Source organism: Ruegeria sp. AP11, assembly GCF_056535865.1.
The window spans coordinates 787991-813134 of sequence record NZ_JBQFJB010000001.1 but is presented as its reverse complement, the minus strand read 5'-3'; the positions used below and the strand labels follow the sequence as shown (position 1 = coordinate 813134).

Here is a 25144-nt window from a genome sequence, read left to right as displayed (position 1 = left end):
TGACACCATATGGCGCATTTGCCGCCCCCCGCGCGACATTCATCCGACCAGTGATATAAGAAAAACGACCCGCACATGCCGCAGCTCACCTTTTGGCGCGGATCAACGACTCAGTTCTTGCCGACCGAGCAGCAATTGAGCAAGCCGAACATGTTGCAGGACGACGCGGACCCACCCCCTTCGTGCACGCGGACTTCCGTGATCTTGGCAACCTCCGTACAGCTTCCTGAGCCGAACTTGGGCAGCTTGTCCATCGGCCCCCGCAGAAATCCTTTACCTTGCGTCCGGACTTCGGCTTGGTTCTCGGCATGGCTCTGGTCCGAGCACAGCAGCACCTCAATCGCTTTGCCGTGGGCCATTTGCAGATTGTTCTGTCTTGCAACCACACAGGCAACCAACAATGCCTAATGACACGCAGAGCGGCCAAGAATGACCTCAGACTCAAATACCGCTCTGGCCCGGATCACTCGCTCAGAATTGCGAGCGCCGTTATGGCCGGCACGCAAGATCGATCAAAGAATCTTGCCCGGATTCATGATGTTATCAGGGTCCAGCGCTGCTTTGATCGCAGACATGTAGTCTGTCGCAATACCAAGCTCTTTGACCAGATAGGGCCGTTTGCCCTGCCCGATCCCGTGCTCTCCGGTGCAGGTGCCGTCCATCGAGATCGCCAGATCGTTCAACCACCCAACGAAATCTTCTGCCGCTGAAACTTCCTTCGCGTTCTGCATATCGATCAGCAGCAGAGTGTGAAAGTTTCCATCGCCGACATGGCCGACAATCGGGGCCAGCAACCCCAGTTCCTGCGCCTTGTCTTGGGCAGCGGTCACGCATTCGGCCAGACGCGAGATCGGCACGCAGACATCGGTCGAAATGCCACTGGCGCCGGGACGCATTTGCAGGCAGGCCCAATACATATCGTGCCGCGCCTGCCAAAGCTTGGTGCGCTCTTCCGTGGTCGAGGTCGCGGCGAAATCCGTGCCGCCGAATTCCTCGGCGATCTGTCCGAAGGTTTCGGCCTGTTCCGTGGCACCGCTTTCTGATCCGTGAAACTCGAGCAGCAACAGCGGTGTTTCTGGCAGATCAAGCCCCGAATAGGCATTGGCGGCGCGCACCGACATCTGATCCAGCAGCTCGATCCGGGCCACTGGAATGCCGTATTGGATGGTCATCATCACCGCCTGACAGGCCGCATCCACAGTTGGAAAGGAACAGCGGGCCGAGCTGATCGCCTCGGGAATGCCTTGCAGGCGCAGCGTGATCTCGGTGATGATCCCCAGCGTCCCCTCGGCCCCGATCAACAGGCGGGTCAGGTCGTATCCGGCCGAAGATTTGCGTGCTCTGTGACCAGTGCGGATGATCTGTCCGTCGGGCATGACCGCCTCAAGGCTCAGCACATTGTCCTTCATCGTCCCGTACCGCACCGCATTGGTGCCCGAGGCGCGGGTCGCCGCCATACCACCCAGCGAGGCATTGGCCCCCGGATCAATCGGAAAGAACAGACCCTGATCGCGCAGATGCGTGTTCAGATCGGCGCGGGTCACGCCGGGCTGCACGGTGCAATCCAGATCCCCCGCATTAACCGCCAGAATCTTGTCCATTCGGGTCAGATCAACCGACAGCCCACCTGCGGGCGCGTTCACATGCCCTTCAAGCGAGGTTCCGGTGCCAAACGGGATCGCCGGCACCTTATGCGCAGCACAAGCGCGCACAATCTCGGCTACTTCTTCAGTAGATTGCGGGAACACCACCGCGTCCGGGTATTGATTCTCGATCCATGTGGTCGTATGGCCGTGCTGTTCGCGGATCGCCGCACCAGTTTGCAGCCGATCTCCAAAGCGTTGCTTCAACACTCCGATCACCGTTTCGATCCCGGCCTCATTTCGTGGCAGAGTGGATGCCTGCACCATCATGTTCCCCCTGTGCACCTACAGCATCGCGGGCACGACCTGATCCGGTGGGCGATGACCATCTTCAAACGTCTTGATGTTGATAATCACCTTCTCGCCCATCTCGACCCGTCCCTCCAACGTCGCCGAGCCCATATGCGGCAGCAGCACCACGTTGGGCAGTTGCCGCAGGCGCGGGTTCACATCAGTACCGTGTTCATAAACATCCAGCCCCGCCCCTGCGATTTCGCCCGAGCGGATCATCCGGGTCAGCGCATTCTCGTCCACCACCTCTCCGCGTGAGGTGTTCACGATCACCGCTGAGGGTTTCATCAGCTTCAATCGCCGCGCATTCATCAAATGGAAGGTCGAGGGGGTCGAGGGACAGTTGATCGAAATAACGTCCATCCGCGCCACCATCTGGTCCAGACTTTCCCAATAGGTCGCCTCCAGTTCCTGCTCGACCTCGGGGCGCAGGCGGCGACGGTTATGGTAATGCACCTGCATTCCGAAGGCGCTGGCGCGCCGGGCCACGGCCTGCCCGATCCGGCCCATACCCAGAATGCCCAGACGTCGCCCGCCGACCCGGCCACCCAGCAATGCCGTCGGCGCCCAACCTTCCCAGTCGCCCTTTTGCATCACGCCCAACCCCTCGGGGATACGGCGTGTCACGGCCAGGATCAGCGCCATGGTCATGTCTGCAGTGTCGTCCGTCAGCACACCGGGTGTGTTCGACACCAGAATGCCCCGCTGGCGGGCAGTTGCCACGTCGATATTGTCGACCCCGGCGCCATAGTTTGCAATCAGGCGCAGCTTGTCGCCCGCCTGACCCAGAATACCGCCGTCGATGGTGTCGGTGATGGTCGGCACCAGCACATCGGCCTCTTTCACCGCCGCAACCAGCTGTTCGCGGGTCATTGGCGTATCATCGTCGCGCAGGCGCACGTCGAACAGCTCACTCAACCGGGTTTCCACTGCTTCGGGCAACCGTCGCGTAACGACAACACTCAGACGTTCTCTTGGCACCTCAGCTCTCCTACCGCTTTGCAATCAGTCGCGCGCCATGGCATCGTGGCGCAGGATGAGACGGGGCACAAGAACCCCTAGGGCATAGGCTCGACCTTTTTTCGAAACACGATCGACAGGCAAATGAGCAGGCAGGCAGTGAGTGCGCGTATTTTAGTGAATTACAGTGTGGTGGCGGTGCTTACCGCATTGCTGATCGCGTTTGCCGCAACCACCGCATCCGCACAGGACAGGCGCGGCCCGGTGACCAACCTGCCGCTGCCGCGCTATGTCTCGATGAAAGCGGCCGAGGGCAATGTTCGCCGCGGCCCGTCCCTGACCCATCGAATCGACTGGGTGTTCAAGCGGCGCGGCATGCCGCTGCAGATCACCGCCGAATACGGCAACTGGCGGAAGGTGCAGGACCGCGACGGCGCCGGTGGATGGGTCCATTACGCGCTGCTGTCGGGCGTCCGCACGGTGCTGATTGAATCGGATATGTTGCCCGTCTACGCAACGCCGGACCCCAACGCGCAGATCAACGCCCATTTCGAGACCGGAGTGGTGGCGCGTCTGGGCACCTGCACCCCCGACTGGTGCCGAATCTCAGCAGGCGGTTATCGCGGCTGGACCCTCAAGGCCAACCTCTGGGGCGTCGATGCCGCCGAGGTTCGGGAGTAGCTATTCCCCCGCCCCGCTGTCGCCCCGCTGCGCCAGTTCCTGATTCAACAGCAGAAGATTCCAGCGATCCTCACCGGCTGCCTTTGCCTTGTCGAGGATCGTTGAGAACAAATCCTCTTCCTCGATCCGCTCGGCCAGAAACCAGTTCAGCATGTTCTGCGTGCTGTATTCCTTCTCGGAATGTGCCAGTTCAAACAAAGCATTGATCTGCCCGGTCACCGTCTGTTCCTGTGACAAGGCCTGTTCCAGCACATCGACCGCAGATTCATATTCGGTTTAGCGACGAAAGCCAGATTGTTGGCGGGCATCTCAGCGACTTCAATCAACCCGAGCTGATTTCTATGCAACAGCCCCAGTATCTTGGCATCGTCCTTGTAGCCGATCTCGGGGTCTTGCTGTGTCAGCGCATCGTGGAAGCGTTGGTCTCCGTCGCTGGTCAGCTTGCCGTCACGCATGAACGGGCCATAAAGGACAAGATGGCCGCCGGGTTTCAGGGCCAGCGCAGCCTCGCTAACCAGTGTCGTTGCCTCGGCCCAGCTGATCAGGTGCAGCAGGTTGATCAGAACGATAAGGTCCTGGGGTGTAAATCGGGTGTGCCAGCCCGCAGCGGTTGCATCCAAATGGACCGGCGCGGCGACGTTGCTCAGCCCATCAATATAGGCCCGGATACTGGCGCGCCGTTCCTCGGCAATCTCGCTGGGCTGCCAGGTCAGGCCGGGCAGGCGCTGGGCAAACGCCTGGACGTGCTGCCCGGTGCCACTTGCGAGTTCCAGTGCATTGCCCGTGTGAGGTGCGATGCGGTCCAACAGATCGCAAAGAACGGCGGCATTCCGGCTGGCCGCAGGCGCAATCAGTTTCGCGCCGTCGCCGTCATGGGCCACGCTGGCATTTGCAGGCAGTTTTCTTTCGGTCATCGACGCAGCCTTTCGGGCTTCAGCGCAGCAACCACGGCCGGGTCGATCTGAGGCGTCGAGTCCGACACCAGATCGGCGACCAGTTGGGACGCGGCAGGCGCGGTCTGGAACCCGTATCCGCCTTGTGCTGCAGACCAGACGAATGACCGGTCCGCCGGGTCCGGCCCCAGGACCAGAGTTCCATCGGGTGAGAAACTGCGCAAACCGGCCCAGTTGCTTTCAACACGCGTAACGGCCTCGGTCACCATTTCCTCATAACGGGCGAGACCCACGGCCAGCACCATATCATCGGCATAGGCGTCATGCGGCGTGGTTGGGTCGGCCTCCGCGGGCGAGACCAGCAGCTTTCCCGCATCCGGTTTGGCATACCAGCTTTCACCCACACCCAGCATCATCGGCCAGTTGCGCACATCATGACCCCCCGGGGCGGGGATGCGCGCGACCGACCTGCGGCGCGGGCTGATCCCGATCGGCTCAATCCCGGCCATCAGCGCGATTTCATCCACCCAGGCACCGGCGGCGTTCACAATATGGCGTGCTTCGAACGTGTCCTGCGCCTCAATGATCCAGTGCCCGGACTTGCGAATACCTGACACTTTCTGGCGCGTGAGGACCTGACCTCCGTTGGCCCGGATCTTGCGCGCGAAATCCTGCAGCACGCGGTCTGTGTCGACATCCCGGGCGCTGTGGCTGAGCGCGGTATACCCTACCGTCGCGGGATTCAGGATCGGGATACAGTGCTGCGCCTCTTCCAACCCTATCGGCTCAACACCAAGATCAACGACGTCTTTTTCGAATTGGTCCCCCTGATCCTTCGCGCCAACCAGCATCAGCCCGCGCGGGGTCAGGTAATCGTTTTCTTCGAAATAGGTGGCGCTCGCCTTGCTCAGCGCGACAACTGTCTCTGGTCCATACTCCGGTTCGAACAAGGCGGCGGAGCGGCCTGATGTGTGATAGCCCAAGGCGTCCTCGGCCTCGAGCACGGTGACTGCACCATGCGCCGACAAACGGGCCCCTGCGCTCAGGCCCGCGATGCCGCCGCCGATAACCAGAAAATCGATCATTCGCACCTTTCTGATTCCGGTGTTCGGAACCGCACAAACTGTACTGCGCGGACCATTGCACGGGCATCGCCGTCCGAAAAGACACAAGTTCAGGGTATTGGAAACTTGATTGCATGCCGCCAGACTGGTTGAAGTGCACCAAACAACGGATTCGGAGACAGACGTGGACTCGGCAGACCTTCATCCAATGGCGACGGGCCACATTCCGTCTTATGTTACACAAGCCGATGGCAGTGATTTTCTTTTTACCTTTATGCTGATTTTCACCGTTGCGGTGGTTGTCCTGATCGGGGTGGCGTATTTCACGCTGCATTCGATCCCGGAAAAAATGGCGCACGAGACCAACCACCCGCAATTCCAGCTGGTTGGCATTCTGGCGCTGCTGGCGCTGTTTACTCATAACGGCATCTTCTGGATTGCGGCGGTTCTGGTCGCAGGCTTCCAGTTCCCCGATTTCGCCGCCCCCCTGCGTTCGATTGCCGATGCAATCCGGTCGCTGGCGCCGGGGCAGGTCCCTGCACCGGTACCTGAGCCAGAACCTGAAACCAACGAAACTACGGCACAGGGGCACTGAACCATGATCGAGACTATGCTGTGCGCCCTGATTACGGTGCTTCCCGACTATCTGTTCCGCCGCTTCGTGCAAGGCAAGCGGATCGGGCACGAGATTACTCTGTTCACCATGTGGTATGAATTGCGCTGGGGTCTGACCACCTGCGCCATTCTGGCGCTGACGGTCATTACCACGCTGTTTTACTTCCACCCCTCCAGCAAAACCGCGGCATCTTATTTCCGCACCGTGACAATCCTGCCCCAACTGGGCGGGCGCGTGTCCGAGGTGTATGTGCGCAATAACGAGCACGTCACGGCAGGCCAGCCGATTTTCCGGATCGAGGATTTCACCCAGACCGCACAGGTCGAGGCGGCGCATGCGCAGATCGCGCAGGTTCAGGCCTCGCTGAAAGTGGCCGAGACCGATCTGGCCGAGGCCGAGGCGGGTATTGCCGGGGCCAAGGCGGCGCTGGATCAGGCGCTGGAAGATCTTGAGCGTAACACCACCCTGCGCGACGAAGGGTCCAGCGCGGTGCGGATGGCCGAGATTGACCGGTTGGAAAACCTCGTGGCCGAGCGGGAGGCCAAAGTGGTCGCAGCGCAATCGCAGCGCGCCGCCGTGGTGCAACAGATCGAGGAACTGATCCCGGCGCAGCTCAACAGTGCCAACGCCCAACTGGATGCGGCCCTGACCGAACTGGACAAGACCGTGATCAATGCCGGGGTGACGGGCCGGGTCGAGCAGTTTGGTCTTCAGGTCGGCGACTATGTCAGTCCGCTGCTGCGCCCCGCCGGTATCCTTGTGCCTTCGTCATCGGGCCACAACCGGTTTCAGGCCGCGTTCAACCAGCTTTCCGCGCAGGTCATCAAACCCGGCATGATCGGAGAGCTGGGCTGCATGACCAAACCCTTCACCGTGATCCCTGTCGTGGTGGTTGAGGTGCAGGATGTCATCCCCTCGGGCCAGATTCGCCCCACGGACGAGTTGCGCGACGTGCAGACCAATACCAATCCGGGTTCGATCCTTGTCTATCTTGAGCCGCTCTACAAGAACATGGCCGATGATGTGCCGCCGGGCAGCAACTGTCTGGCGAATGTCTACACGGATAACCATGCCAAGCTTGAAGAAGAAGGCCTCGGATTCTGGGAGAAATCATTCCTGCATGTGGTCGACACGATCGGCGTGGTCCACGCAGCGGGCCTGCGCCTGCGCTTGATCCTGATGCCGGTGAACACTCTGGTGCTGGGAGGGCACTGATAACGTCCCGAAGTCGCCTTTCAGCCAAAGTAAACCGCCAGCGGTTTGTTTTTGAACGTCACGGTTTCTCTGGGGGCGTGCAGTTTGTGCTATAGTTTCTCCAGCCTATCCTCGGCCGCTTTTCTGGCAGGGGATGGGTTTGGTGATTGGAGATTGCTATGGTTGATACGAATACCGCATTTGTGGGTGATATCCCGGGAAATTACGACAGGGGGATGGGGCCGGTCATATTCGATCACATGGCCCGCGTTATGGCTGATAAGACTGCAGCCATTGCACCGCAGCGCGTACTGGAACTGGCGGCTGGCACAGGGATCGTAACACGGCACCTTTCGACAGTTTTGGGTGACGCACATGTGGTCGCCACCGACCTGAACGAACCGATGTTGGACATCGCACGCGGGAAATTTTCTGAAGCGGATAACGTGCGTTTTCAAACCGCCGACGCGCAGGACCTGCCGTTTGAAGACGCGACATTTGATGCGGTTATCTGCCAATTCGGGCACATGTTCTTTCCCGACCGTGACAAGGCCTATGCCGAAGCGGCGCGGGTATTGAAGCCGGGAGGGCAGTATTTGTTCTCGACATGGGGAACAAACGCTGAAAACCCGTATTCCGAGATGGTGATCGAGACATTGTCAGCAGCGTTCGAAGGTGACCCGCCGGGTTTCATGAAGGTTCCGTTTTCGCTGAACGATGCGCCGGAAATTCTGAATGAGGTGGCCCAGGCGGGGTTCGTTGATCCACACCATGAGATCGTTGAACACGCCCCGTCTGTGGATAGTTACTACAGCTTCGCACAGGGCCTGATGCTTGGCAGCCCAGCCTATTTTGAAGTGCTCGAACGCAGCGGCGATCATGATGAAATCGCGCGTGAACTTGCGGGCCTGATGCGTGCGCGATTTGGTCAGGAGCCTTCGACCATGCCGCTGAAAGCGCACTTCTTTCAGATGACCTCCGCTTGATATTTGGTGCACGGAAAAAGGCCCGCGCAATCGCGCGGGCCTTGATGTTATTGATTGGCTTATGCGCTTACTGTGGAATGTCGCCTTCCAGCCCTTCGACATAGAAGTTCATGCCTGCCAGCGTGCCGTCATCGGCCACTTCACCTTCGGCCAGCCAGTCGCTACCGTCTTGCTTTTTCAGCGGGCCGGTGAAGGGATGGTATTCGCCAGCCGCCATGGCGGCCTTCAATGCCAGCGCTTCTTCTTTGACATCCGCCGGAACAGCGTCCGAAATCTCACCAATCCCGACCATGCCTTCCCGGATGCCGTCCCAGGTGTTCACGGTTTCCCAGGTACCGTCCATTACCGCCTGTGTGCGCGCGATGTAGTAGGGTGCCCAGTCGTCGATGATCGACGAGACGCGCGGGAAGGGGGCGTATTCGCTCATGTCCGAGGCTTGCCCGAATGTGACAACGTTGCCTGCCTCCTGCGCGGCGGCCTGCGGTGCGGTTGAATCGGTATGTTGCAGGATGACATCTGCGCCCTGTTCGATCAGAACGGTGGCGGCGTCAGCCTCTTTCGCCGGATCGAACCAGGTGTAGGCCCAGACGATCTTGAATTCGACGTCCGGATTCACCTTCTTGGCGTGGATATAGGCCGAGTTGATGCCACGGATCACTTCGGGGATCGGGTACGAGCCGATATAACCGATGATGTTCGACTTGGTCATGTTGCCCGCAATGTGACCCTGCACGGCGCGGCCTTCATAGAAGCGGGCCGAATAGACCGAAACGTTTTCGGCGGTCTTATAGCCGGTGGCGTGCTCGAACTTCACGTTCGGGAATTTCTTCGCCACGTTGATGGTCGGGTCCATATAGCCGAACGAGGTGGTAAAGATCAGGTCCGCGCCTTCCAGCGCCATCTGAGTCATCACACGCTCGGCATCCGGGCCTTCAGGCACCGATTCAACGAACACGGTTTCAACCTTGTCGCCGAAATGCTCTTCCACGGCCAGACGGCCTTTGTTGTGCTCATAGGTCCAGCCGCCGTCGCCCACCGGGCCGACATAGACGAACCCGACCTTGGTCTTGTCCTGCGCCACAGCGCCGGTCGCCAGACCCAACGCTATCGCAGCGGTTGTCAGAAGTGATTTGAATTTCATGTGGTTACTCCCCAGGTTGGTTCAGTTGGCCCCTAGTGCGAGGCATGGAAGGTCCGGCCCAGTGCGGCAGGTGCGCTGCTCTTGTCGGCCGAAAGGATCACAAGCACAAGGATCGTGATGATGTAGGGCGACATTGCCAGATACTCGACCGGAATGGCAACGCCTGCGGCCTGTAGATTCAGCTGCAACACGGTGATTCCGCCGAACAAATAGGCACCCAGCAACGCCCGCCATGGTTTCCAGCTGGCAAACACGACCAGTGCCAGGGCGATCCAGCCGACACCGGCGGTCATGCCCTCGGTCCATTGGGGTACGCGGATCAGGCTGATATAGGCCCCACCCAGGCCCGCGCAGGCACCGCCGAACAGGATCGCCATGATGCGGATCTTGATGACCTTGTAGCCAAGCGCGTGCGCCGCATCGTGGTTTTCACCCACCGCGCGCAGGATCAGGCCGACACGGGTATATTTCAGCACCGCCCAGACAGCTGCGGTCAGCGCGATACCGACATAAAGGATCGGGTCATGCTGGAACAGAATCGGGCCAATCACCGGGATATCGCTGATCACCGGGATATGGATGTCGCCCATGCTGGGAGGTTTGACGCCGACATAGCTCTGCCCCATCAGGGCGCTGAACCCCAGACCGAACAACGTCAGCGCCAGACCGCTGGCCACTTGGTTGGCCAGCGCCACCTGTGTCAGCAGCACGAACAGCAGCGACAGAACGGCGCCGCCGATGGCCGCGGCGACGAAGCCCAGCCAGGGTGAGCCCGTCTCGACCGAAATCGCAAAGCCGCTGATTGCGCCCACGATCATCATGCCCTCGACGCCGAGGTTCAGAACGCCTGCCTTTTCGACAACCAGCTCTCCGATCGCGGCCAGAAGCAGGGGGGTTGCGGCCACCATCAGCGAGGCGATCAGAAGGATGGGGTTAATTTCACCAAGGTCCATGGTTACGCTACCTCGCTACGGGCCGCACGGATGCGGTAGTTTGTCAGAAGATCGAAGGCCAGAAGGAAGAACAGAAGCATCCCCTGGAACACCTGAATGGCGGCGGCAGGCAGGCCCAATTGGGACTGCGCGATTTCACCACCGATGTAAGTCAACGCCATCAGGCCACCGGCCAACAGAATGCCCACCGGATGCAGACGTCCCAGAAAGGCCACGATAATCGCGGTAAAGCCATAGCCGACGTTGAAGTCGATGCTGACCACGCCCGAGGGGCCCGAGACTTCGAACATCCCCGCAAGCCCTGCCAGAGCGCCCGACAGTCCCAGACAGAACAGGATCAGACGCGCCGGATTCACACCGGCGAACTTCGCCGCCCTAGGGGCCTCGCCCGTCAGGCGGATGTGGAAGCCCAGCATGTGGCGGTTCAGCAGGATATAGGCAAAGATCACGGCGATCAGCGCGGTCACGACGCCCCAGTGCATCCCCGACCCGGCGATCAGTTCGGCATTATGCGCGCTGTCATAGGATTGCAGGTTGCGCGAGCCGGGAAAGCCGAACCCCTCGGGGTTCTTCAGCAAACCCAGCGAAACCGAGGCCAGCATCTGCTCGGCCACATAGACCAGCATCAGCGAGACGAGGATTTCATTGGTGCCGAAACGGACCTTCAGAAAGGCCGGAATCATCGCCCATATCCAGCCTCCCACGGCGCCGGCCATGATCATGATTGGAAAGATGTACCAGGCATCCAGTGGATAGAATGCCAATCCCGCAGCGGCACCGAAAATGGCACCCATGATATACTGTCCCTCGGCGCCGATATTCCAGATACCGGCCCGAAAGCCCAGTGACAGGCCAATGGCGATCAGCACCAATGGCGCCCCTTTCACCAGCAATTGCGGGCGATAGTAAAAGGCGAATTCGCCAAACAGGGGCTCCCAGAAAATGGTTCCGATTGCTTCGATCGGGTTCTTGCCCAGAATGGCGAACAGAATGCCGCCGAACACCATCGTGGCGATCACCGCAACCAAGGGGGTCGCATAAGACCACGCCTTGGACGGCTGAGGCCGTTTCTCCAACACTATCATCTGCGCATCCCCCTGCGTTCTTCATCTTTTTTCAAATACTCTCGCCGAAGGCGACGCCACGGATCACACATGTGCCACCTCCATGCCATGGGCACCGCCCATCATCAGGCCGATCTCATCCACGGTTAGACCCGTGGTCGGGCGCGGCGCGCTCAGCCGCCCTTCGTTCAGCGCGGCAAAACTGTCCGAAATCTCCATCAGCTCATCCAGATCTTGGCTGATGCAGATCACCGCCGTCCCTTTGGCTGCCAGATCCAGAATGGCCTGCCGGATTGCCGCCGCCGCTGCCGCGTCCACCCCCCATGTCGGCTGGTTCACCACCAGCACATCGGGGTTCTGCAACACCTCGCGGCCTATGACGAATTTCTGCAGGTTGCCCCCCGACAGCGACCGCGCCGCGTTTTCAGGCCCGGGCGTGCGGACGTCGAAGTCCTGAATGATCTTCTCGGCAAAACTCTTGGTCTCGGACCATTTCAGAAAGCCGTTGTTTTCCAGCCCTTCGCGCACCGAGCCGGTCAGCAGCGCGTTTTCGGTCAGGCTCATGTCCGGCGCTGCCGCATGGCCTAGCCGTTCCTCGGGCGCGGTCAACACGCCCAGTTTGCGCCGCGCGGTCGGACCCAGTTTGCCGATCCGCTGACCGTTGAACTTGATCGCATCTGCCGCCGTCGGGATTTCGCCCGACAGCACGCCCAGCAACTCGTCCTGCCCATTCCCGGCAACGCCGCCGATTCCCAGAACCTCGCCCTTGCGCACGGTCATGTGTACGTTCTTCAGCGCGGTGCCGAACTCGGACGGTGAGGGTACCGAAAGTCCGCTGACGTCCAACGCAACTTCGCCGAATTCACGCCCCGACCGTTCCGGGGTTTGCAGGGTCGAGCCCACCATCATCTCGGCCATATCCCGCGCCGAGGTCTCGGCGGGCACACATTCGCCCACATTCTTGCCCAGCCGCAGAATCGTGGCGTGGTCGCACAAGGTGCGGATTTCTTCGAGCTTGTGCGAGATATACAGGATCGAGGTGCCCTCGGACCGCAATTTGTTCAGCGTCTCGAACAGGATATCTACCTCCTGCGGCGTCAGAACCGAGGTCGGTTCGTCCATGATCAGCAGTTTGGGGTCCTGCAGCAGGCAGCGGATGATTTCGACCCGCTGGCGCTCACCTGCGGACAAGTCACCTACCGTGCGATAGGGGTCCAACGGCAGGCCATAGGTTTCCGACACATCCCGGATGCGCGACGCCAGGTCGCCCATCGGGGGTGGGTTCTCCATCCCCAGCGCGATGTTTTCAGCCACGTTCAACGCGTCAAACAGCGAGAAATGCTGGAACACCATGGCGATCCCGTCGGCCCGCGCGGCGCGCGGTTCAGGCGGGGCAAAAGGTTGACCTCGCAGCAGCATCGTGCCGCTGTCGGGTTTCACCAGCCCATAGATCATCTTGACCAGCGTGGATTTTCCCGCGCCGTTTTCGCCCAACAGAGCATGAACTTCGCCTTCTCCGATGTCAAAAGACACCTGATCATTGGCCACGACGCCGGGATAGGCTTTGGTCAGCCCTTGCAGGCTCAAAAGTGGAGTGGTCACGCGCTCAGGTCCTTCTTCAAATCGTTTTGCCGGGCGGGGCGCAGCAGTTGTGCTGCGACGCCCACGGCGATCATCTGCGGGTGCTTGCCCAGTCCGGGATCCCCTATCGGGCAGGTGATCCGGCTGATCCGTTCGGGCGGATGTCCAAGGGCCGCCAGCCGCGACCGGAATCGCGCCCATTTGGTAGCCGAGCCGATCAGTCCCGCAAAGCGGAAATCGTGCGAAAGCAGGCGGTTGCACAACTCCAGATCCAAATTGTGCGAATATGTCAGCACCAGATGTTCGGCATCGTGCGGCGCATGGCGTACCAGTTCGGCGGGTTTTGCAGCCGGAACCGCAGTTACACCGGCTGGAATTGCATCCGGAAACCGTTCCGGGCCGGTATCGACCCAGGTGATCGCCAGATCAGGCAGCGGTGCCAGAACATCGACCAAAGCACGCCCCACATGGCCCGCACCCCAGATCCAAAGCTGGCGGTTCGGTTTGTGAACGGGTTCAACCATCCAGCCGTCGACAAGCTGTGGTGCAGGAACGATGCCCTGACCGCGTGCGGCCGCGAGGACGCGTTTGACCGACAGCGGCATATCTCCGCCCGAGGCTGACCGTGCGATGACGGTGTCGTCCAGCACCTCAACGGTTTTCTTGTCATAGATCTCGCTCAGCAGCGAAACCGCCCCGCCGCAGCATTGCCCCATGTCGGGCCCAAGCGCGTGATGTGTCAGGCGGGCTGCGGCGGTTTGCGACCGCGCGGCCTCGGCGGCCTGATATTCCAGCGTGCCACCACCGATGGTGCCGGATTGCCCGCCATTCCAGACCAGCATCGCAGCGCCCACTTCGCGCGGAGACGAGCCTTTGATCCCGGCGATGACAACCCGGACCACTGTTCCGTGGGTTTTGACCGCCTCCCTCAAAGCTTCCAGGTCAAATCCCATCAGATGCCTCCCTTCATCCTTTGGACGCCCTTCCAGACCTCTTCGGCCGTGGCCGGTGCATCCAATGCCGGATAGCTGTCTCCGCAGGCTGCCACCGCATTGGACAGCGCCAGCCACGCAGAGATGCCCAGCATGAAGGGCGGCTCGCCCACCGCTTTCGAGCGATAGATGGTATCCTCGCGGTTCTCGCCATCCCAAAGTGACACGTTGAAGATGTCCGGCCGGTCCGAACAGGCCGGTATCTTGTAAGTCGATGGCGCATGCGTGCGCAGATTGCCTTTGCCGTCCCAGACCAGTTCCTCGGTCGTCAGCCAGCCCGCGCCCTGCACATAACCGCCTTCGACCTGTCCGATATCCAGCGCCGGGTTCAGCGATGCGCCCGCGTCATGCAGGATATCGGTGCGCAGGATGCGATTCTCGCCGGTCAGAGTGTCAACGGCAACCTCGGTGATCGAGGCGCCGTATGCGAAATAGAAGAACGGGCGGCCACGTCCGGCGATCCGGTCCCATTCGATCTTGGGTGTCTTGTAAAAACCGGTCGCCGACAGGCTGACCCGGCCCTGATAGACCAGCGCTGCGGCTTCTGCGAAGGTGTAGCGTTCTTCGCCGACCGACACATGGCCATCTGCGAAGACCACCACCGATGGGTCGGCTTGATGCCGTTCGGCCAGATAGTCCGCCATGCGGTCGCGGATCGTGTCGCAGGCCGCTTTCACCGCCATGCCGTTCAGGTCACTGCCCGAGGAGGCCGCCGTGGCCGAGGTGTTCGGTACCTTGGCCGTATCCGTGGCGGTGATCTTCACCATCTCCAGCGGGATGCCAAAGCGCGAGGCCGCCACCTGTGCGACCTTCTGGAACAGGCCCTGACCCATCTCGGTGCCGCCATGGTTCAGGTGGACCGAGCCGTCCTGATACACATGCACCAGCGCGCCCGCCTGATTCAGGTGAGTCAGCGTGAAGGAAATCCCGAACTTGACCGGAGAGAAGGCGATGCCCTTCTTGATCACGCGGTTCTCGGCATTCCATTTCGCAATGGCGGCCTTGCGCGCTTCGTAGTCGCTGGATTTCAGCAGGGCCTGAGTCATCCCGTGCAGCTCGAAATCGCTGACCTCCATCCCGTAGGGCGTGGTATTGCCGCCAGCGGGCAGAGGGCGCACGGGGGCGTCCCCGGTTTCAACCGCGCCACGGCTGGTCAGGTCCTCATGCGGGTCGGGGTGGCCTAGGGGTTTCTCGGACGGCGCGACCTCGGCAACCGCATGGGCCGGCTCATAGTAGTTCCGGCGGCGCAGTTCCACCGGGTCCAGGCCAAGCTCATACGCGGCGTGGTCCATCACGCGTTCGATGCCCACCATGCCCTGCGGACCGCCGAAGCCGCGATAGGCGGTGGCGGATTGGGTGTTGGTCTTCAGCCGGTGGCTTTCGATCCGCGCATTGGGCAGCAGATAGGCATTGTCCGAATGCAGCATCGCGCGGTCGGCGACGGGCAGGGACAGATCCTGCGCCCAACCGCAGATGGCATATTGATGGAACGAGACGCCCTGAATATGGCCGTTCTCGTCAAATCCGGCCTTATAGGCGATGCGGAACGCATGGCGCTTGCCGGTGATGGTCATGTCATCGTCGCGGTCATAGCGCATCTTGCACGCCTTGCCGGTCGTACGGGCGGCCACGGCGCAGGCAACGGCCAGCGCATTGCCCTGACTTTCCTTGCCGCCAAAGCCGCCACCCATCCGGCGGGTCTCGACCCGGACAGCGTGCATCGGAACGCCCAACGCGTCAGCGACCTTGTGCTGGATCTCGGTCGGGTGCTGGGTCGAGCTGTGGACCAGCATATCCGCGCCCTCATTCGGCACGGCCAAAGCGGCCTGACCTTCCAGATAGAAATGTTCCTGCCCGCCAAGCTCGAAGGACCCTTCGATCACATGGGCAGACCCGGCGATGGCCGCATCCGCATCGCCCTTGGCATAGATGCGCGGGCCGTCTTCGAACCGGCTGTCGGCGGCCAGAGCCTCTTCGACCGTCAGGATCGGGGTTTCTTTGGCATAGTCGATCTTGCCCAACCGGGCGGCTTTGCGGGCGGCCAGATGGCTGGTGGCGATGACCAGAAACACCGGCTGACCGATATAGTGGACGGTGCCGTCCGACAGCAGCGGCTCATCATGGATCGAAGGCGAGACGTCGTTGGCAAAGGGCAGATCATCCGCTGTCATCACCATCACGACGCCTTCGGCAGCCTTCACCGCAGACAGGTCCATTGCGGTGATCTTGCCCTTGGCAATCGGGCTGAGGCCAAAGGCCAGATGCAAACTGCCCTTGGGTGTCGGGATGTCATCCACGTACCGCGCGGTTCCTGAAACGTGCAAAGGGGCCGCGTCGTGGGGAAGGGGTCTGGTCACGCTCATGCCGATACCTCCAGCACGTTGGTCACTTCGCCCTGATCCTCGAAGAAATAGCGTTCAAGCATCGCTTTGGCGGTCTCCAGTCGGTAGTGGGCCGAGGCGCGCATATCCGTCATCGGTGTAAAGTCGTCGGCAAATGCCGGCAGAGCGACCTGTACGGTCTCGTGCGTCCATGGTTTGCCGATCAGCGTGGCCTCGACGTTCGAGGCGCGTTTGGGAATGCCCGCCATACCACCGAAGGCAATCCGCGCTTGTGTGACAGTGCCGTCCGAGACGGTGATATTGAAGCAGCCGCAGACAGCCGAGATATCCTGATCGAACCGTTTGCTGAGCTTATAGGCTTTCAACCTGTCCGGCTGACGCGGGAAGCTGACGGCCTCGACGAATTCGCCCGGGGCGCGGTCCTGTTTGCCGTAGTCGATGAAGAAATCTTCAAGAGGCAAGGACCGGCGCGCGTCACCTTTGCGCAGATGCAGGGTTGCGCCCAAGGCGATCAGCGCGGGCGGGTTGTCCCCGATGGGCGAGCCATTGGCGATGTTGCCACCCACGGTCGCGGCATGGCGCACCTGAACGCTGGCATAGCGGCGGATCATCTCGGCGTAAGAGGGGTGCAGATCGAACAGCGCCTCGCCCATGCGGTTCATGTCGACCATGGCGCCAAATCGGATTTCATCCTTGGTGATGGCGATCTGTTTCAGGTCGTCGCAGCGGTTCAGAAAAATCACCGGGTCCAGATGGCGCAGTTGTTTGGTGACCCAGAGACCTACATCCGTGGCTCCGGCGACGAGCGTCGCGTTCGGGTGTTCTGCATACACATTGGCCAATTCGTCGGACGAACTCGGCAGCATCGGTGAGGATACTTGCGCAGCGACCGGTTTGTCCTTGACCCAGACCGGTACAGGCTGTTCCTCGGCAGCTTTGGCGGCGCGGATGATCGGGGCGTAGCCGGTGCAGCGGCAGAGGTTTCCGGCAAGTTGGGTGTCGTGATCGGTCGCACCATTGGCATGGCTGGCGACCATCGACATCACGAAGCCCGGCGTGCAGAAGCCGCATTGCGAGCCGTGCAGGTCGACCATCGCCTGTTGTACCGGGTGCGCCTCATCATTGGGGCCGCTTGCCCCTTCGACGGTGCGCACAGCCTTGCCATGCAGTTGCGGCAGAAACAGGATACAGGAGTTCAGCGCCTTGTGGCCGTCTTCATCCGTCACCATGACGGTGCAGGCACCGCAATCGCCTTCGTTGCAGCCTTCCTTGGTGCCGGTCAGGCCGCGATCGTCGCGCAGCCAATCCAGCAGGGTGGCCGTCGGATCGACATCCGACAACTCCACTGTCTCTCCGTTCAGAAGAAACGTGATATTCATACGAGAAACCCGTCGCGTTACCCGGTTGCGCCCGTTCGGCCCTCCTTCGATGCGACGTAGAAAGAGTGGCGGGCGGTAGCTTGCCGTAAGATGTTAGAAACAGCGCGCCTCATCTGGCAAGAAAAACTACCTGCATGATACATCATTGAACCCAGCCGACGGCGGTGTGTCGTGTATTTCTAGGGATCAGCTGCTTGAAACTAAAGTATTTTCTGATTGCTGAATGTGCCGTCACCCGAAGCACCTTCTGAAATTTCCGAATAATAGGCGGTGATTGTTTGCCCATTTCAATGCTGCGGTTCCCGCTTTTGCAGCGCCGCTGGCTGGGATAGCGTAGGCGTCATGAGCAGTACCCCTCGATTCATTCACCTCCGCGTTCACACCGAATATTCCCTGTTGGAAGGCGCTGTGCGGCTGAAAAAGCTGCCCGCTTTGTGCGAAAAAGCAGAGATGCCCGCCGTTGCGGTGACGGACACCAATTCGATGTTCTCGGCGCTGGAGTTTTCCGTGACCGCCAGCGGGGCGGGCGTGCAGCCGATCATGGGCTGTCAGGTCGATCTGACATATGTGCAGCCGCAGCCCGGCGAGAAGCCAAAAGCACCCGCTCCGCTGGTGCTGCTGGCGCAGTCCGAGGCGGGGTATGAGAACCTGATGAAGCTCAGTTCCTGTCTGTATGTGGACAAGGGCGGGCAGTTGCCGCAGGTCACACTCGAGGAACTGGCAGCGCGGTCCGAGGGCCTGATCTGCCTGACCGGTGGCCCGGACGGCCCGGTGGGCCGCCTGCTGCAACAGGGGCAGCGCCCGGCGGCAGAGGCTCTGGTCGATCGTCTGGCCGCAATGTTCCCGGATCGTCTGTATATCGAATTGCAGCGCCATCCCGGCGAGGATGGCCAGCCCGAGGCTGAACGCCTGACCGAGCGTGGGCATGTCGAGATGGCTTATGCCAAGAACCTGCCGCTGGTGGCCACCAATGACGTCTATTTCCCAACTTCGGACATGTATGAGGCGCATGACGCGCTGATCTGTATCGCCGAGGGTGCGTATGTCGACCAGCAGGATGGGCGCCGCCGCCTGACCGCGCAGCATTACTTCAAGTCGCAGCAAGAGATGGTGACACTGTTCGCGGACCTGCCCGAGGCCATCGAGAACACGGTTGAGATCGCGCGGCGCTGCGCCTTTATGGCTTATCGTCGTGATCCGATCTTGCCGAAATTCGCTGATGACGAGGTCGCCGAACTGCGCCGCATCGCCAATGAGGGCCTGCAGAAACGTCTGGCGGTGATCCCACATGCGGTGACGCCCGAGGAATATCAGGAACGGCTGGATTTCGAACTTGGCATCATCGAAGGCATGGGGTTCCCCGGCTATTTTCTGATCGTTGCGGACTTTATCCAATGGGCCAAGGACCACGACATCCCGGTTGGCCCGGGGCGGGGCTCGGGTGCGGGGTCGCTGGTGGCCTATGCGCTGACGATCACCGACCTTGACCCGCTGCGCTATTCGCTGCTGTTCGAACGGTTCCTGAACCCCGAGCGGGTTTCGATGCCCGACTTCGACATCGACTTCTGCATGGATCGCCGCGAAGAGGTGATCCGTTACGTGCAGCAGAAATATGGCCGCGACAAGGTGGGACAGATCATCACATTCGGTGCCTTGCTGTCCAAGGCAGCCGTGCGCGATATCGGGCGGGTTCTGCAGATGCCATACGGGCAGGTGGATCGCCTGTCCAAGATGATCCCGGTCGAGGGGGTCAAACCCGTTTCCATCGAAAAGGCGCTGAAAGATGAACCGCGCCTGCGCGAAGAGGCGCGAAACGAAGAGGTTGTGGACCGGCTGCTGAATTATGGCCAGCAGGTCGAAGGACTGCTGCGCAATGCCTCGACCCACGCGGCAGGTGTTGTAATCGGGGACCGGCCTTTGGACGCGCTGGTGCCCCTCTATCAGGACCCGCGGTCCGATATGCCCGCGACCCAGTTCAACATGAAATGGGTGGAACAGGCCGGGCTGGTGAAGTTCGACTTTTTGGGTCTGAAGACGCTGACCGTGATCCAGAACGCCATGGATCTGATCTTCAAATCCGGGCGTCCTCTGCATGTCGCGGCGGACGGCACTGAACTCTATGAACCCGCCGAGGGGGCCGAGAACCAGATCAACGCCATCCCGCTGGATGACGAGGCGACGTATAAACTCTATTCGGCGGCCAAGACGGTGGCGGTGTTCCAGGTGGAATCCTCGGGCATGATGGACGCGCTCAAGCGCATGAAGCCCACCTGTATCGAAGATATCGTGGCCCTTGTGGCGCTGTACCGCCCCGGCCCGATGGAGAACATCCCGACCTATTGTGAGGTCAAGAACGGACTGCGCAAAATCGAATCCGTGCATCCGCTGATCGATCACATCCTTGAGGAAACTCAGGGCATCATCGTCTATCAGGAACAGGTGATGCAGATCGCGCAGGTTATGGCTGGGTATTCGCTGGGCGGCGCCGACCTTCTACGCCGCGCGATGGGTAAGAAGATCAAAGAGGCGATGGATGCCGAACGCCCCAAATTCGAAAAAGGCGCGGGCGAGAATGGCGTGGATGCCAAGAAGGCCTCCGAGGTTTTCGACCTGCTGGAGAAATTCGCCAATTACGGCTTCAACAAATCCCACGCCGCTGCTTACGCGGTGGTCAGCTATCAAACCGGCTGGCTGAAGGCGAACCACCCGGTCGAGTTCATGGCCGGTGTGATGAACTGCGATATCCACCTGACCGACAAGCTGGCCGTCTATTTCGAGGAAGTCCGCAAGGGGCTGGAGCTGCCCTATGTGCCGCCCTGCGTGAACCGGTCGCTGGCAACTTTTGACGTGGTGAACGGAGAGCTGGTCTATGCGCTGGGCGCGCTCAAGAATGTGGGCGTCGAGGCGATGAACCTTGTGGTTGCCGGGCGCGAGGACAAGCCCTTTGTCAATCTGTTCGACTTCGCCCGCCGGGTCGATCTGAAGAAGGTCGGCAAACGCCCGCTTGAGATGCTGGCGCGCGCCGGGGCTTTTGATCAGCTGGATGGTAACCGCCGCCGCGTGTTCGAAAGTCTGGACCGGCTTGTCCAGTATTCTGCGGCGATCCATGAACAGAAGAACTCGAACCAGGTGTCGCTGTTTGGTGAGGCGGGCGACGATCTGCCCGAACCCCGTTTGTCCCCATCGCCCGACTGGCTGCCCGCCGAACGGCTGAGCGAAGAGTTCAAGGCCATCGGCTTCTACCTGTCCGGCCACCCGCTGGACGACTACATGCCCGCGTTGAAACGCAAACAGGTGCTGACGCTGGACGAGGTGATGGAAAAGGCGCGTTCAGGTCCATTGATCGCCAAGATGGCCGGTGTCGTCGCCGGGCGGCAGGAGCGGAAGTCGGCGCGCGGCAACCGGTTCGCCTTTGCGCAATTGTCCGACCCGACCGGAGCGTATGAGGTTACGCTGTTTTCAGAAACGCTGGAAAAATCGCGTGAATTTCTTGAGACCGGCGCACAGGTTGTCCTGACCGCCGAGGCGACGATGGAGGCCGATCAGCTGAAGCTGCTGGGCCGGTCGGTAGGTCCGGTCGATTCCGTGGTGGCCGACGCAGGCGCAACCGGTTTGCGCATTTTTGTGGACGAGGCGCAGGCGCTGCCCACTGTTGCCAAAGTGCTCGAAGACGCTGCGACCGCCGCCAAAGGCGCTTCGCGCGGGCCGATCCAACTGCTGCTGCTGGACCCCGGCCTGCCCGGTGATGTCGAGATGGATCTGGGCCGAGAATTTCCGATCAACCCGCAGATCAAGGGGGCCCTGAAATCGCTGGAAGGCGTGATGTCGGTCGAGGAAATCTGATCCCCACCCGATTTGTTGCCACAAGCGTTGTGCGCCGCTAGTCTGATCAAACAACCTTGGGGTCATTTCACAGGAGGGTTCCGAAATGGCGAAATCAGGTATTGTTTTCAGATCATTTGGCTTGGCGGCCACATGCGCGCTGATGCTGGCCACGGCTGCTCAGGCAGATGACAAGAAGAAAAAGACAATCACGGGCGCTTTGGTCGGTGCGGGTGTCGGCGCTTTGATCGGAGACGGCAAAGGGGCAGCAATCGGCGGTGTCGCCGGTGCGATTATCGGACATAACTGGAAGTGACTGTCATGATACATAGCGCTTTCAAATCAGCCATTTGCGCCGTTCTGGTTGTTGCTCCGACATTTGCCGTGGCGGATGAGGCAGCAGAGCAACTGGTACAGGACGCATTACCTGTGATGCACTATACCTGCGCCTCGATTGCGGAAGAGGCTGACGGAGATGAAGAATTTGTTGTGGATGTTGTCGGCAAGATGACAGCTCTGTCTCTCTATAATCGTCAGATCAATATCGAGGATCACGCCACCACCGACGAAGAAAAAGCCCAACTGCGCGAAGCCTTTATCGCCGCACTGTCGGAAGGATGTGCCGCGGATAAGGATGCCCTGCTGGGCGGCGTGGTCGACAACGCGGTGAAGTCGACGCTGGGATTGTAAGACTAATCGAGATCGAATTTGCCGTCCCATGGCCGAGTTATTCTCGGCCGTGCTTGCGCGTCATATTCCAGCCAACATCTTGAGTGACAAGTATCTGTAATAATTACCACTTGAGTATGCAAAGCATGTTTCGATTGATTTACAGGCAACGCCGCCGATTGCTGTTTGGGACCATTTTCCTGATAATGAACGCCGTATTGCAGCGTTGGAAGCAATTTGAAGACCAGATTGTCGAGATGATTGCGGTTTCTGGCCCCCTCATCACTTTATTGGTTTTCGCTCTGGCGACTGCGCTTGTCAGCGGAATTGTTTTCGCCGGACTTGCGTTGTTTGTTCTGATCTTCCGCCGCCTGCGAATGATGGTTGAATTGGTATCGTTCTGGCTTTTGCTCAATGAAGCACTCAAGCCTGCAGAGTATTTACGAAATTTGTTCAATTTGCCTGATGCTGCGACTGGAGTGATTTCACTTGTTTTGCTCCTGACCTTTATCTCCATCACATACGGGACTGTGTTGGATGGGTTTCGCTTTGGTCTGGATTGGAAATCCAGACGCCGTGTGCGGGTCCGGCGACCGATCGAAGAGGTCTGGCCTGCTTTTGCGTTGGCCGAGTGTGGCTCAAGCTCGAGCTGGGAACAGATTTTGTATGACGCGCAACCCGTTCCAGGAGAGCCTGCAAATCTCGATGTTTCCTACCTTTTGGGGCCATCCATTTTCCAAAAACAGCGGCAAACTGTGCTGGAATGCGATGCGCCAAATCGATACCGCTATTCCTTTTCTGGCAATTCAAACCCTAAGAACCGGCGTCTCACGGATGGAGAGTTCGATGTGACGCTTGAGCCAGATGGCAAGGGCGGAACTTTCGTCACCGTTTATCAGCACAACAAGGCCATGTTGCCGCGCACCGCGCTGGCACTTTGGTTCGATGATCAACTTGGTGATGCGCTGGATGGCTTTGCCGCAAGGGTGCGTGGTCGGCGCGACTGGTCAATGACCGGGTTGGAGCATCGCAAGATTCTAAGCTTGGCTTGACTTAGACCTCTCAATAATGCGGCGGACGTTCGTCGCCGAATACGACCCCGCCTGATCCTTCCTGCGCCCGTTCGGCCTCGCGCTGCAGCAGCATCTCGACCCGCCGGGTCAGGCGGTCGATCTCGGCCTGTTGTTTGGTCACGACCGTGTTCAACTCGTCCACGGTGCGGGTCAGGTGGGCGATCTGTTCTTCCAGATGCTGCATATGGGGTCTCCTTCGAGACCGGTCATAGCGACCCTGTGACGCCATGGCCAGAGAAACCCCGCCTTGCCCCGATGCAGGCCATGGGATAGACCGCGCGCGGAACACGTATACGCCCAAGGACGCCCGACATGGCCAAGCCCAAGAAACAGCCCCGCCCCAAGGCCGTCACGCCGAAAGGGTTCCGCGACTATTTTGGCCAGGAAGTCTCGCAGCGCACCGAGATGCTGCGGACGATTGCGGGTGTCTATCATCGCTACGGGTTCGACGCCTTGGAAAGCAGCGCGGTCGAAACCGTCGAGGCGCTGGGCAAGTTCCTGCCAGACGTGGACCGCCCAAATGAAGGCGTCTTTGCGTGGCAGGAGTTTGACGAGGGCGGCAATGGCGACTGGATGGCCCTGCGCTATGACCTGACCGCGCCTTTGGCCCGCGTCTATGCGCAGCACCGCAACGATCTGCCGACGCCTTATCGCCGCTATGCGATGGGTCCGGTCTGGCGCAACGAAAAGCCGGGGCCGGGGCGGTATCGTCAGTTTTATCAGTGCGATGCAGATACGGTGGGCACAGCGTCAATGGCTGCGGATGCCGAGATTTGTGCGATGCTGTCGGACACGCTGGAGACCGTAGGAATCCCGCGCGGCGACTATCTGGTGCGTGTGAATAACCGCAAGGTTCTGAATGGCGTGCTCGAGGCGATGGGTCTGGGTGAAGACGCCGCCGCCCGCGACAACGTCCTGCGCACCATCGACAAATTTGACAAAGTGGGCGAGGCCGGTGTGCGCGAGTTACTGACCAAGGGCCGTCTGGATGCCTCGGGCGCATTTATCGACGGCGTGGGCCTCAGCGACGATCAGGCCGAGCCTGTGATTGCCTTCCTGACCTCGAAAGCTACCGATACTGCCGGAACGCTGGCCAACCTGCGCGCTGCCGTAGGCGATAGCAAGATTGGCGCGGATGGCATTGCCGAGCTGGAACAGATCGGTGCCCTGATGGATGCGGGCGGTTATGGCGCGGACCGGATCGAGATCGACCCCTCGGTCGTGCGCGGTCTCGGTTACTATACCGGTCCGGTCTATGAGGCCGAGCTGACCTTCGAGATTTTTGACGCGAAGGGCCGTAAGCGTCAGTTCGGCTCGGTATCGGGCGGTGGACGTTACGACGATCTGGTCAAGCGCTTCACTGGACAGGAAGTGCCCGCAACTGGTGTTTCCATCGGTGTCGACCGTTTGCTTGCCGCCCTGCGCGAAAAGGGTCGCCTCAGTGCGCAGGCAACCGGTCCGGTGGTCGTCACCGTGATGGACCGTGACCGCATGGCCGACTATCAGGCCATGGTGGCCGAGCTGCGCAATGCCGGTATCCGGGCCGAGGTCTATCTGGGCAACCCCAAGAATTTCGGCAATCAGTTGAAATATGCGGACAAGCGGAACTCGCCCATCGCAGTGATCGAAGGCGGTGACGAAAAGGCGGGAGGCATCGTGCAGATCAAGGATTTGATACTGGGCGCGAAGATCGCTGAAAGCGCGACGCTGGAGGAATGGAAAGAACGCCCCAGCCAGTTCGAAGTGCCGCGTGGCGATCTGGTCTCCAAGGTGCGCGAAATTCTGGACAGTCAGGACTGA

At 60.3% G+C, this 25144-nt stretch carries 23 protein-coding genes; 9 read left to right on the top strand and 14 right to left on the bottom strand.

What is annotated here, in order from left to right; translation table 11 throughout:
* Window positions 1-110: 110 nt before the first annotated feature.
* From ACR3E4_RS04090 to ACR3E4_RS04080, 3 genes are all read right to left on the bottom strand, one after another.
* Complete coding sequence (locus ACR3E4_RS04090; RefSeq protein WP_480535617.1) at window positions 111-359, bottom strand: hypothetical protein; 249 nt, start codon at window positions 357-359, stop codon at window positions 111-113.
* A 153-nt stretch (window positions 360-512) separates the two neighbouring features.
* A complete protein-coding gene (locus ACR3E4_RS04085) occupies window positions 513-1910 on the bottom strand; it encodes an FAD-binding oxidoreductase (protein ID WP_480535619.1) in 1398 nt (465 codons plus the stop codon).
* Between the two features lie 18 nt (window positions 1911-1928).
* Entirely contained in the window at window positions 1929-2915 is a 987-nt protein-coding gene (locus ACR3E4_RS04080; RefSeq protein ID WP_480535620.1) for a 2-hydroxyacid dehydrogenase, read from the bottom strand.
* Window positions 2916-3053: 138 nt separating this feature from the next.
* Between ACR3E4_RS04080 and ACR3E4_RS04075 the strand changes: the two genes are divergently transcribed.
* Complete coding sequence (locus ACR3E4_RS04075) at window positions 3054-3575, top strand: SH3 domain-containing protein (protein ID WP_480535622.1); 522 nt, start codon at window positions 3054-3056, stop codon at window positions 3573-3575.
* On the opposite strand, the gene ACR3E4_RS04070 is transcribed toward ACR3E4_RS04075, so the two are convergent.
* Genes ACR3E4_RS04070 through ACR3E4_RS04060 form a run of 3 tightly spaced genes read right to left on the bottom strand, consistent with a single transcriptional unit; the run spans window position 3576 to window position 5553 of the window.
* Window positions 3576-3812, bottom strand: a complete 237-nt coding sequence (locus tag ACR3E4_RS04070; protein WP_480567057.1) for a ferritin-like domain-containing protein — start codon at window positions 3810-3812, stop codon at window positions 3576-3578.
* Window positions 3791-4489 carry a DUF938 domain-containing protein gene (locus tag ACR3E4_RS04065; RefSeq protein WP_480535625.1) on the bottom strand — a complete coding sequence of 233 codons (699 nt, stop codon included), beginning with the start codon at window positions 4487-4489 and terminating at the stop codon, window positions 3791-3793. Before ACR3E4_RS04065 ends, ACR3E4_RS04070 begins: the two co-directional genes overlap by 22 nt.
* Window positions 4486-5553, bottom strand: a complete 1068-nt coding sequence (locus ACR3E4_RS04060) for an NAD(P)/FAD-dependent oxidoreductase (protein ID WP_480535626.1) — start codon at window positions 5551-5553, stop codon at window positions 4486-4488. The genes ACR3E4_RS04065 and ACR3E4_RS04060 overlap by 4 nt, the downstream gene beginning before the upstream one ends.
* Window positions 5554-5716: 163 nt before the next feature.
* Between ACR3E4_RS04060 and ACR3E4_RS04055 the strand changes: the two genes are divergently transcribed.
* The 3 genes from ACR3E4_RS04055 to ACR3E4_RS04045 all read left to right on the top strand — a co-directional run bounded on the left by ACR3E4_RS04055 (window position 5717) and on the right by ACR3E4_RS04045 (window position 8328).
* Window positions 5717-6127 (top strand): hypothetical protein, encoded by a 411-nt coding sequence (locus ACR3E4_RS04055; protein ID WP_480535627.1) that lies wholly within the window; start codon window positions 5717-5719, stop codon window positions 6125-6127.
* Between the two features lie 3 nt (window positions 6128-6130).
* Window positions 6131-7363: an HlyD family secretion protein gene (locus tag ACR3E4_RS04050; protein WP_480535629.1), complete on the top strand. Its 1233-nt coding sequence runs from the start codon at window positions 6131-6133 to the stop codon at window positions 7361-7363.
* A gap of 158 nt (window positions 7364-7521) precedes the next feature.
* Window positions 7522-8328 (top strand): class I SAM-dependent methyltransferase, encoded by an 807-nt coding sequence (locus ACR3E4_RS04045; RefSeq protein WP_480535630.1) that lies wholly within the window; start codon window positions 7522-7524, stop codon window positions 8326-8328.
* A 67-nt stretch (window positions 8329-8395) separates the two neighbouring features.
* Here the strand turns inward: ACR3E4_RS04045 and ACR3E4_RS04040 are convergent, their stop codons facing one another.
* The 7 genes from ACR3E4_RS04040 to xdhA form a co-directional block, all read right to left on the bottom strand.
* The gene (locus ACR3E4_RS04040; protein ID WP_480535631.1) at window positions 8396-9469 is read right to left on the bottom strand and encodes a BMP family ABC transporter substrate-binding protein; all 1074 of its coding nucleotides are present in this window, start codon (window positions 9467-9469) and stop codon (window positions 8396-8398) included.
* 32 nt (window positions 9470-9501) lie between these two features.
* The gene (locus tag ACR3E4_RS04035) at window positions 9502-10422 is read right to left on the bottom strand and encodes an ABC transporter permease (RefSeq protein WP_480535632.1); all 921 of its coding nucleotides are present in this window, start codon (window positions 10420-10422) and stop codon (window positions 9502-9504) included.
* A gap of 2 nt (window positions 10423-10424) precedes the next feature.
* Window positions 10425-11507, bottom strand: coding sequence for an ABC transporter permease (locus ACR3E4_RS04030; protein WP_480535634.1), 1083 nt, complete (start codon window positions 11505-11507; stop codon window positions 10425-10427).
* Between the two features lie 63 nt (window positions 11508-11570).
* Window positions 11571-13088, bottom strand: coding sequence for an ABC transporter ATP-binding protein (locus ACR3E4_RS04025; protein WP_480535635.1), 1518 nt, complete (start codon window positions 13086-13088; stop codon window positions 11571-11573).
* Window positions 13085-14020: a xanthine dehydrogenase accessory protein XdhC gene (xdhC, locus tag ACR3E4_RS04020; protein ID WP_480535636.1), complete on the bottom strand. Its 936-nt coding sequence runs from the start codon at window positions 14018-14020 to the stop codon at window positions 13085-13087. Before xdhC ends, ACR3E4_RS04025 begins: the two co-directional genes overlap by 4 nt.
* Window positions 14020-16422 (bottom strand): xanthine dehydrogenase molybdopterin binding subunit, encoded by a 2403-nt coding sequence (xdhB, locus tag ACR3E4_RS04015; RefSeq protein WP_480535638.1) that lies wholly within the window; start codon window positions 16420-16422, stop codon window positions 14020-14022. Before xdhB ends, xdhC begins: the two co-directional genes overlap by 1 nt.
* Window positions 16419-17780 carry a xanthine dehydrogenase small subunit gene (gene xdhA, locus ACR3E4_RS04010; RefSeq protein ID WP_480535639.1) on the bottom strand — a complete coding sequence of 454 codons (1362 nt, stop codon included), beginning with the start codon at window positions 17778-17780 and terminating at the stop codon, window positions 16419-16421. The genes xdhB and xdhA overlap by 4 nt, the downstream gene beginning before the upstream one ends.
* A 342-nt stretch (window positions 17781-18122) precedes the next feature.
* Here xdhA and dnaE point away from each other — a divergent pair, with 342 nt between their 5' ends.
* The 4 genes from dnaE to ACR3E4_RS03990 all read left to right on the top strand — a co-directional run bounded on the left by dnaE (window position 18123) and on the right by ACR3E4_RS03990 (window position 23323).
* Window positions 18123-21623, top strand: a complete 3501-nt coding sequence (gene dnaE, locus ACR3E4_RS04005) for a DNA polymerase III subunit alpha (RefSeq protein WP_480535641.1) — start codon at window positions 18123-18125, stop codon at window positions 21621-21623.
* 85 nt (window positions 21624-21708) lie between these two features.
* On the top strand, window positions 21709-21918 hold the full coding sequence (locus tag ACR3E4_RS04000) for a YMGG-like glycine zipper-containing protein (RefSeq protein WP_480535643.1): 210 nt from the start codon (window positions 21709-21711) through the stop codon (window positions 21916-21918).
* A 5-nt stretch (window positions 21919-21923) separates the two neighbouring features.
* The gene (locus tag ACR3E4_RS03995; protein ID WP_480535644.1) at window positions 21924-22292 is read left to right on the top strand and encodes a hypothetical protein; all 369 of its coding nucleotides are present in this window, start codon (window positions 21924-21926) and stop codon (window positions 22290-22292) included.
* A gap of 125 nt (window positions 22293-22417) precedes the next feature.
* Window positions 22418-23323 carry a hypothetical protein gene (locus tag ACR3E4_RS03990; RefSeq protein ID WP_480535646.1) on the top strand — a complete coding sequence of 302 codons (906 nt, stop codon included), beginning with the start codon at window positions 22418-22420 and terminating at the stop codon, window positions 23321-23323.
* A 10-nt stretch (window positions 23324-23333) separates the two neighbouring features.
* On the opposite strand, the gene ACR3E4_RS03985 is transcribed toward ACR3E4_RS03990, so the two are convergent.
* Entirely contained in the window at window positions 23334-23528 is a 195-nt protein-coding gene (locus ACR3E4_RS03985) for a SlyX family protein (protein WP_480535647.1), read from the bottom strand.
* 128 nt (window positions 23529-23656) lie between these two features.
* Between ACR3E4_RS03985 and hisS the strand changes: the two genes are divergently transcribed.
* On the top strand, window positions 23657-25144 hold the full coding sequence (hisS, locus tag ACR3E4_RS03980) for a histidine--tRNA ligase (RefSeq protein ID WP_480535648.1): 1488 nt from the start codon (window positions 23657-23659) through the stop codon (window positions 25142-25144).

Bases quoted from the DNA above. Each gene is read 5' to 3' on its own strand.
- ACR3E4_RS04090 (WP_480535617.1), bottom strand. From the start codon at position 359: ATGGCCCACGGCAAAGCGATTGAGGTGCTGCTGTGCTCGGACCAGAGC.
- ACR3E4_RS04085 (WP_480535619.1), bottom strand. From the start codon at position 1,910: ATGGTGCAGGCATCCACTCTGCCACGAAATGAGGCCGGGATCGAAACG.
- ACR3E4_RS04065 (WP_480535625.1), bottom strand. From the start codon at position 4,489: ATGACCGAAAGAAAACTGCCTGCAAATGCCAGCGTGGCCCATGACGGC.
- ACR3E4_RS04060 (WP_480535626.1), bottom strand. From the start codon at position 5,553: ATGATCGATTTTCTGGTTATCGGCGGCGGCATCGCGGGCCTGAGCGCA.
- ACR3E4_RS04050 (WP_480535629.1), top strand. From the start codon at position 6,131: ATGATCGAGACTATGCTGTGCGCCCTGATTACGGTGCTTCCCGACTAT.
- ACR3E4_RS04045 (WP_480535630.1), top strand. From the start codon at position 7,522: ATGGTTGATACGAATACCGCATTTGTGGGTGATATCCCGGGAAATTAC.
- ACR3E4_RS04040 (WP_480535631.1), bottom strand. From the start codon at position 9,469: ATGAAATTCAAATCACTTCTGACAACCGCTGCGATAGCGTTGGGTCTG.
- ACR3E4_RS04035 (WP_480535632.1), bottom strand. From the start codon at position 10,422: ATGGACCTTGGTGAAATTAACCCCATCCTTCTGATCGCCTCGCTGATG.
- ACR3E4_RS04030 (WP_480535634.1), bottom strand. From the start codon at position 11,507: ATGATAGTGTTGGAGAAACGGCCTCAGCCGTCCAAGGCGTGGTCTTAT.
- xdhC (WP_480535636.1), bottom strand. From the start codon at position 14,020: ATGGGATTTGACCTGGAAGCTTTGAGGGAGGCGGTCAAAACCCACGGA.
- xdhB (WP_480535638.1), bottom strand. From the start codon at position 16,422: ATGAGCGTGACCAGACCCCTTCCCCACGACGCGGCCCCTTTGCACGTT.
- xdhA (WP_480535639.1), bottom strand. From the start codon at position 17,780: ATGAATATCACGTTTCTTCTGAACGGAGAGACAGTGGAGTTGTCGGAT.
- dnaE (WP_480535641.1), top strand. From the start codon at position 18,123: ATGAGCAGTACCCCTCGATTCATTCACCTCCGCGTTCACACCGAATAT.
- ACR3E4_RS04000 (WP_480535643.1), top strand. From the start codon at position 21,709: ATGGCGAAATCAGGTATTGTTTTCAGATCATTTGGCTTGGCGGCCACA.
- ACR3E4_RS03995 (WP_480535644.1), top strand. From the start codon at position 21,924: ATGATACATAGCGCTTTCAAATCAGCCATTTGCGCCGTTCTGGTTGTT.
- ACR3E4_RS03990 (WP_480535646.1), top strand. From the start codon at position 22,418: ATGTTTCGATTGATTTACAGGCAACGCCGCCGATTGCTGTTTGGGACC.
- ACR3E4_RS03985 (WP_480535647.1), bottom strand. From the start codon at position 23,528: ATGCAGCATCTGGAAGAACAGATCGCCCACCTGACCCGCACCGTGGAC.
- hisS (WP_480535648.1), top strand. From the start codon at position 23,657: ATGGCCAAGCCCAAGAAACAGCCCCGCCCCAAGGCCGTCACGCCGAAA.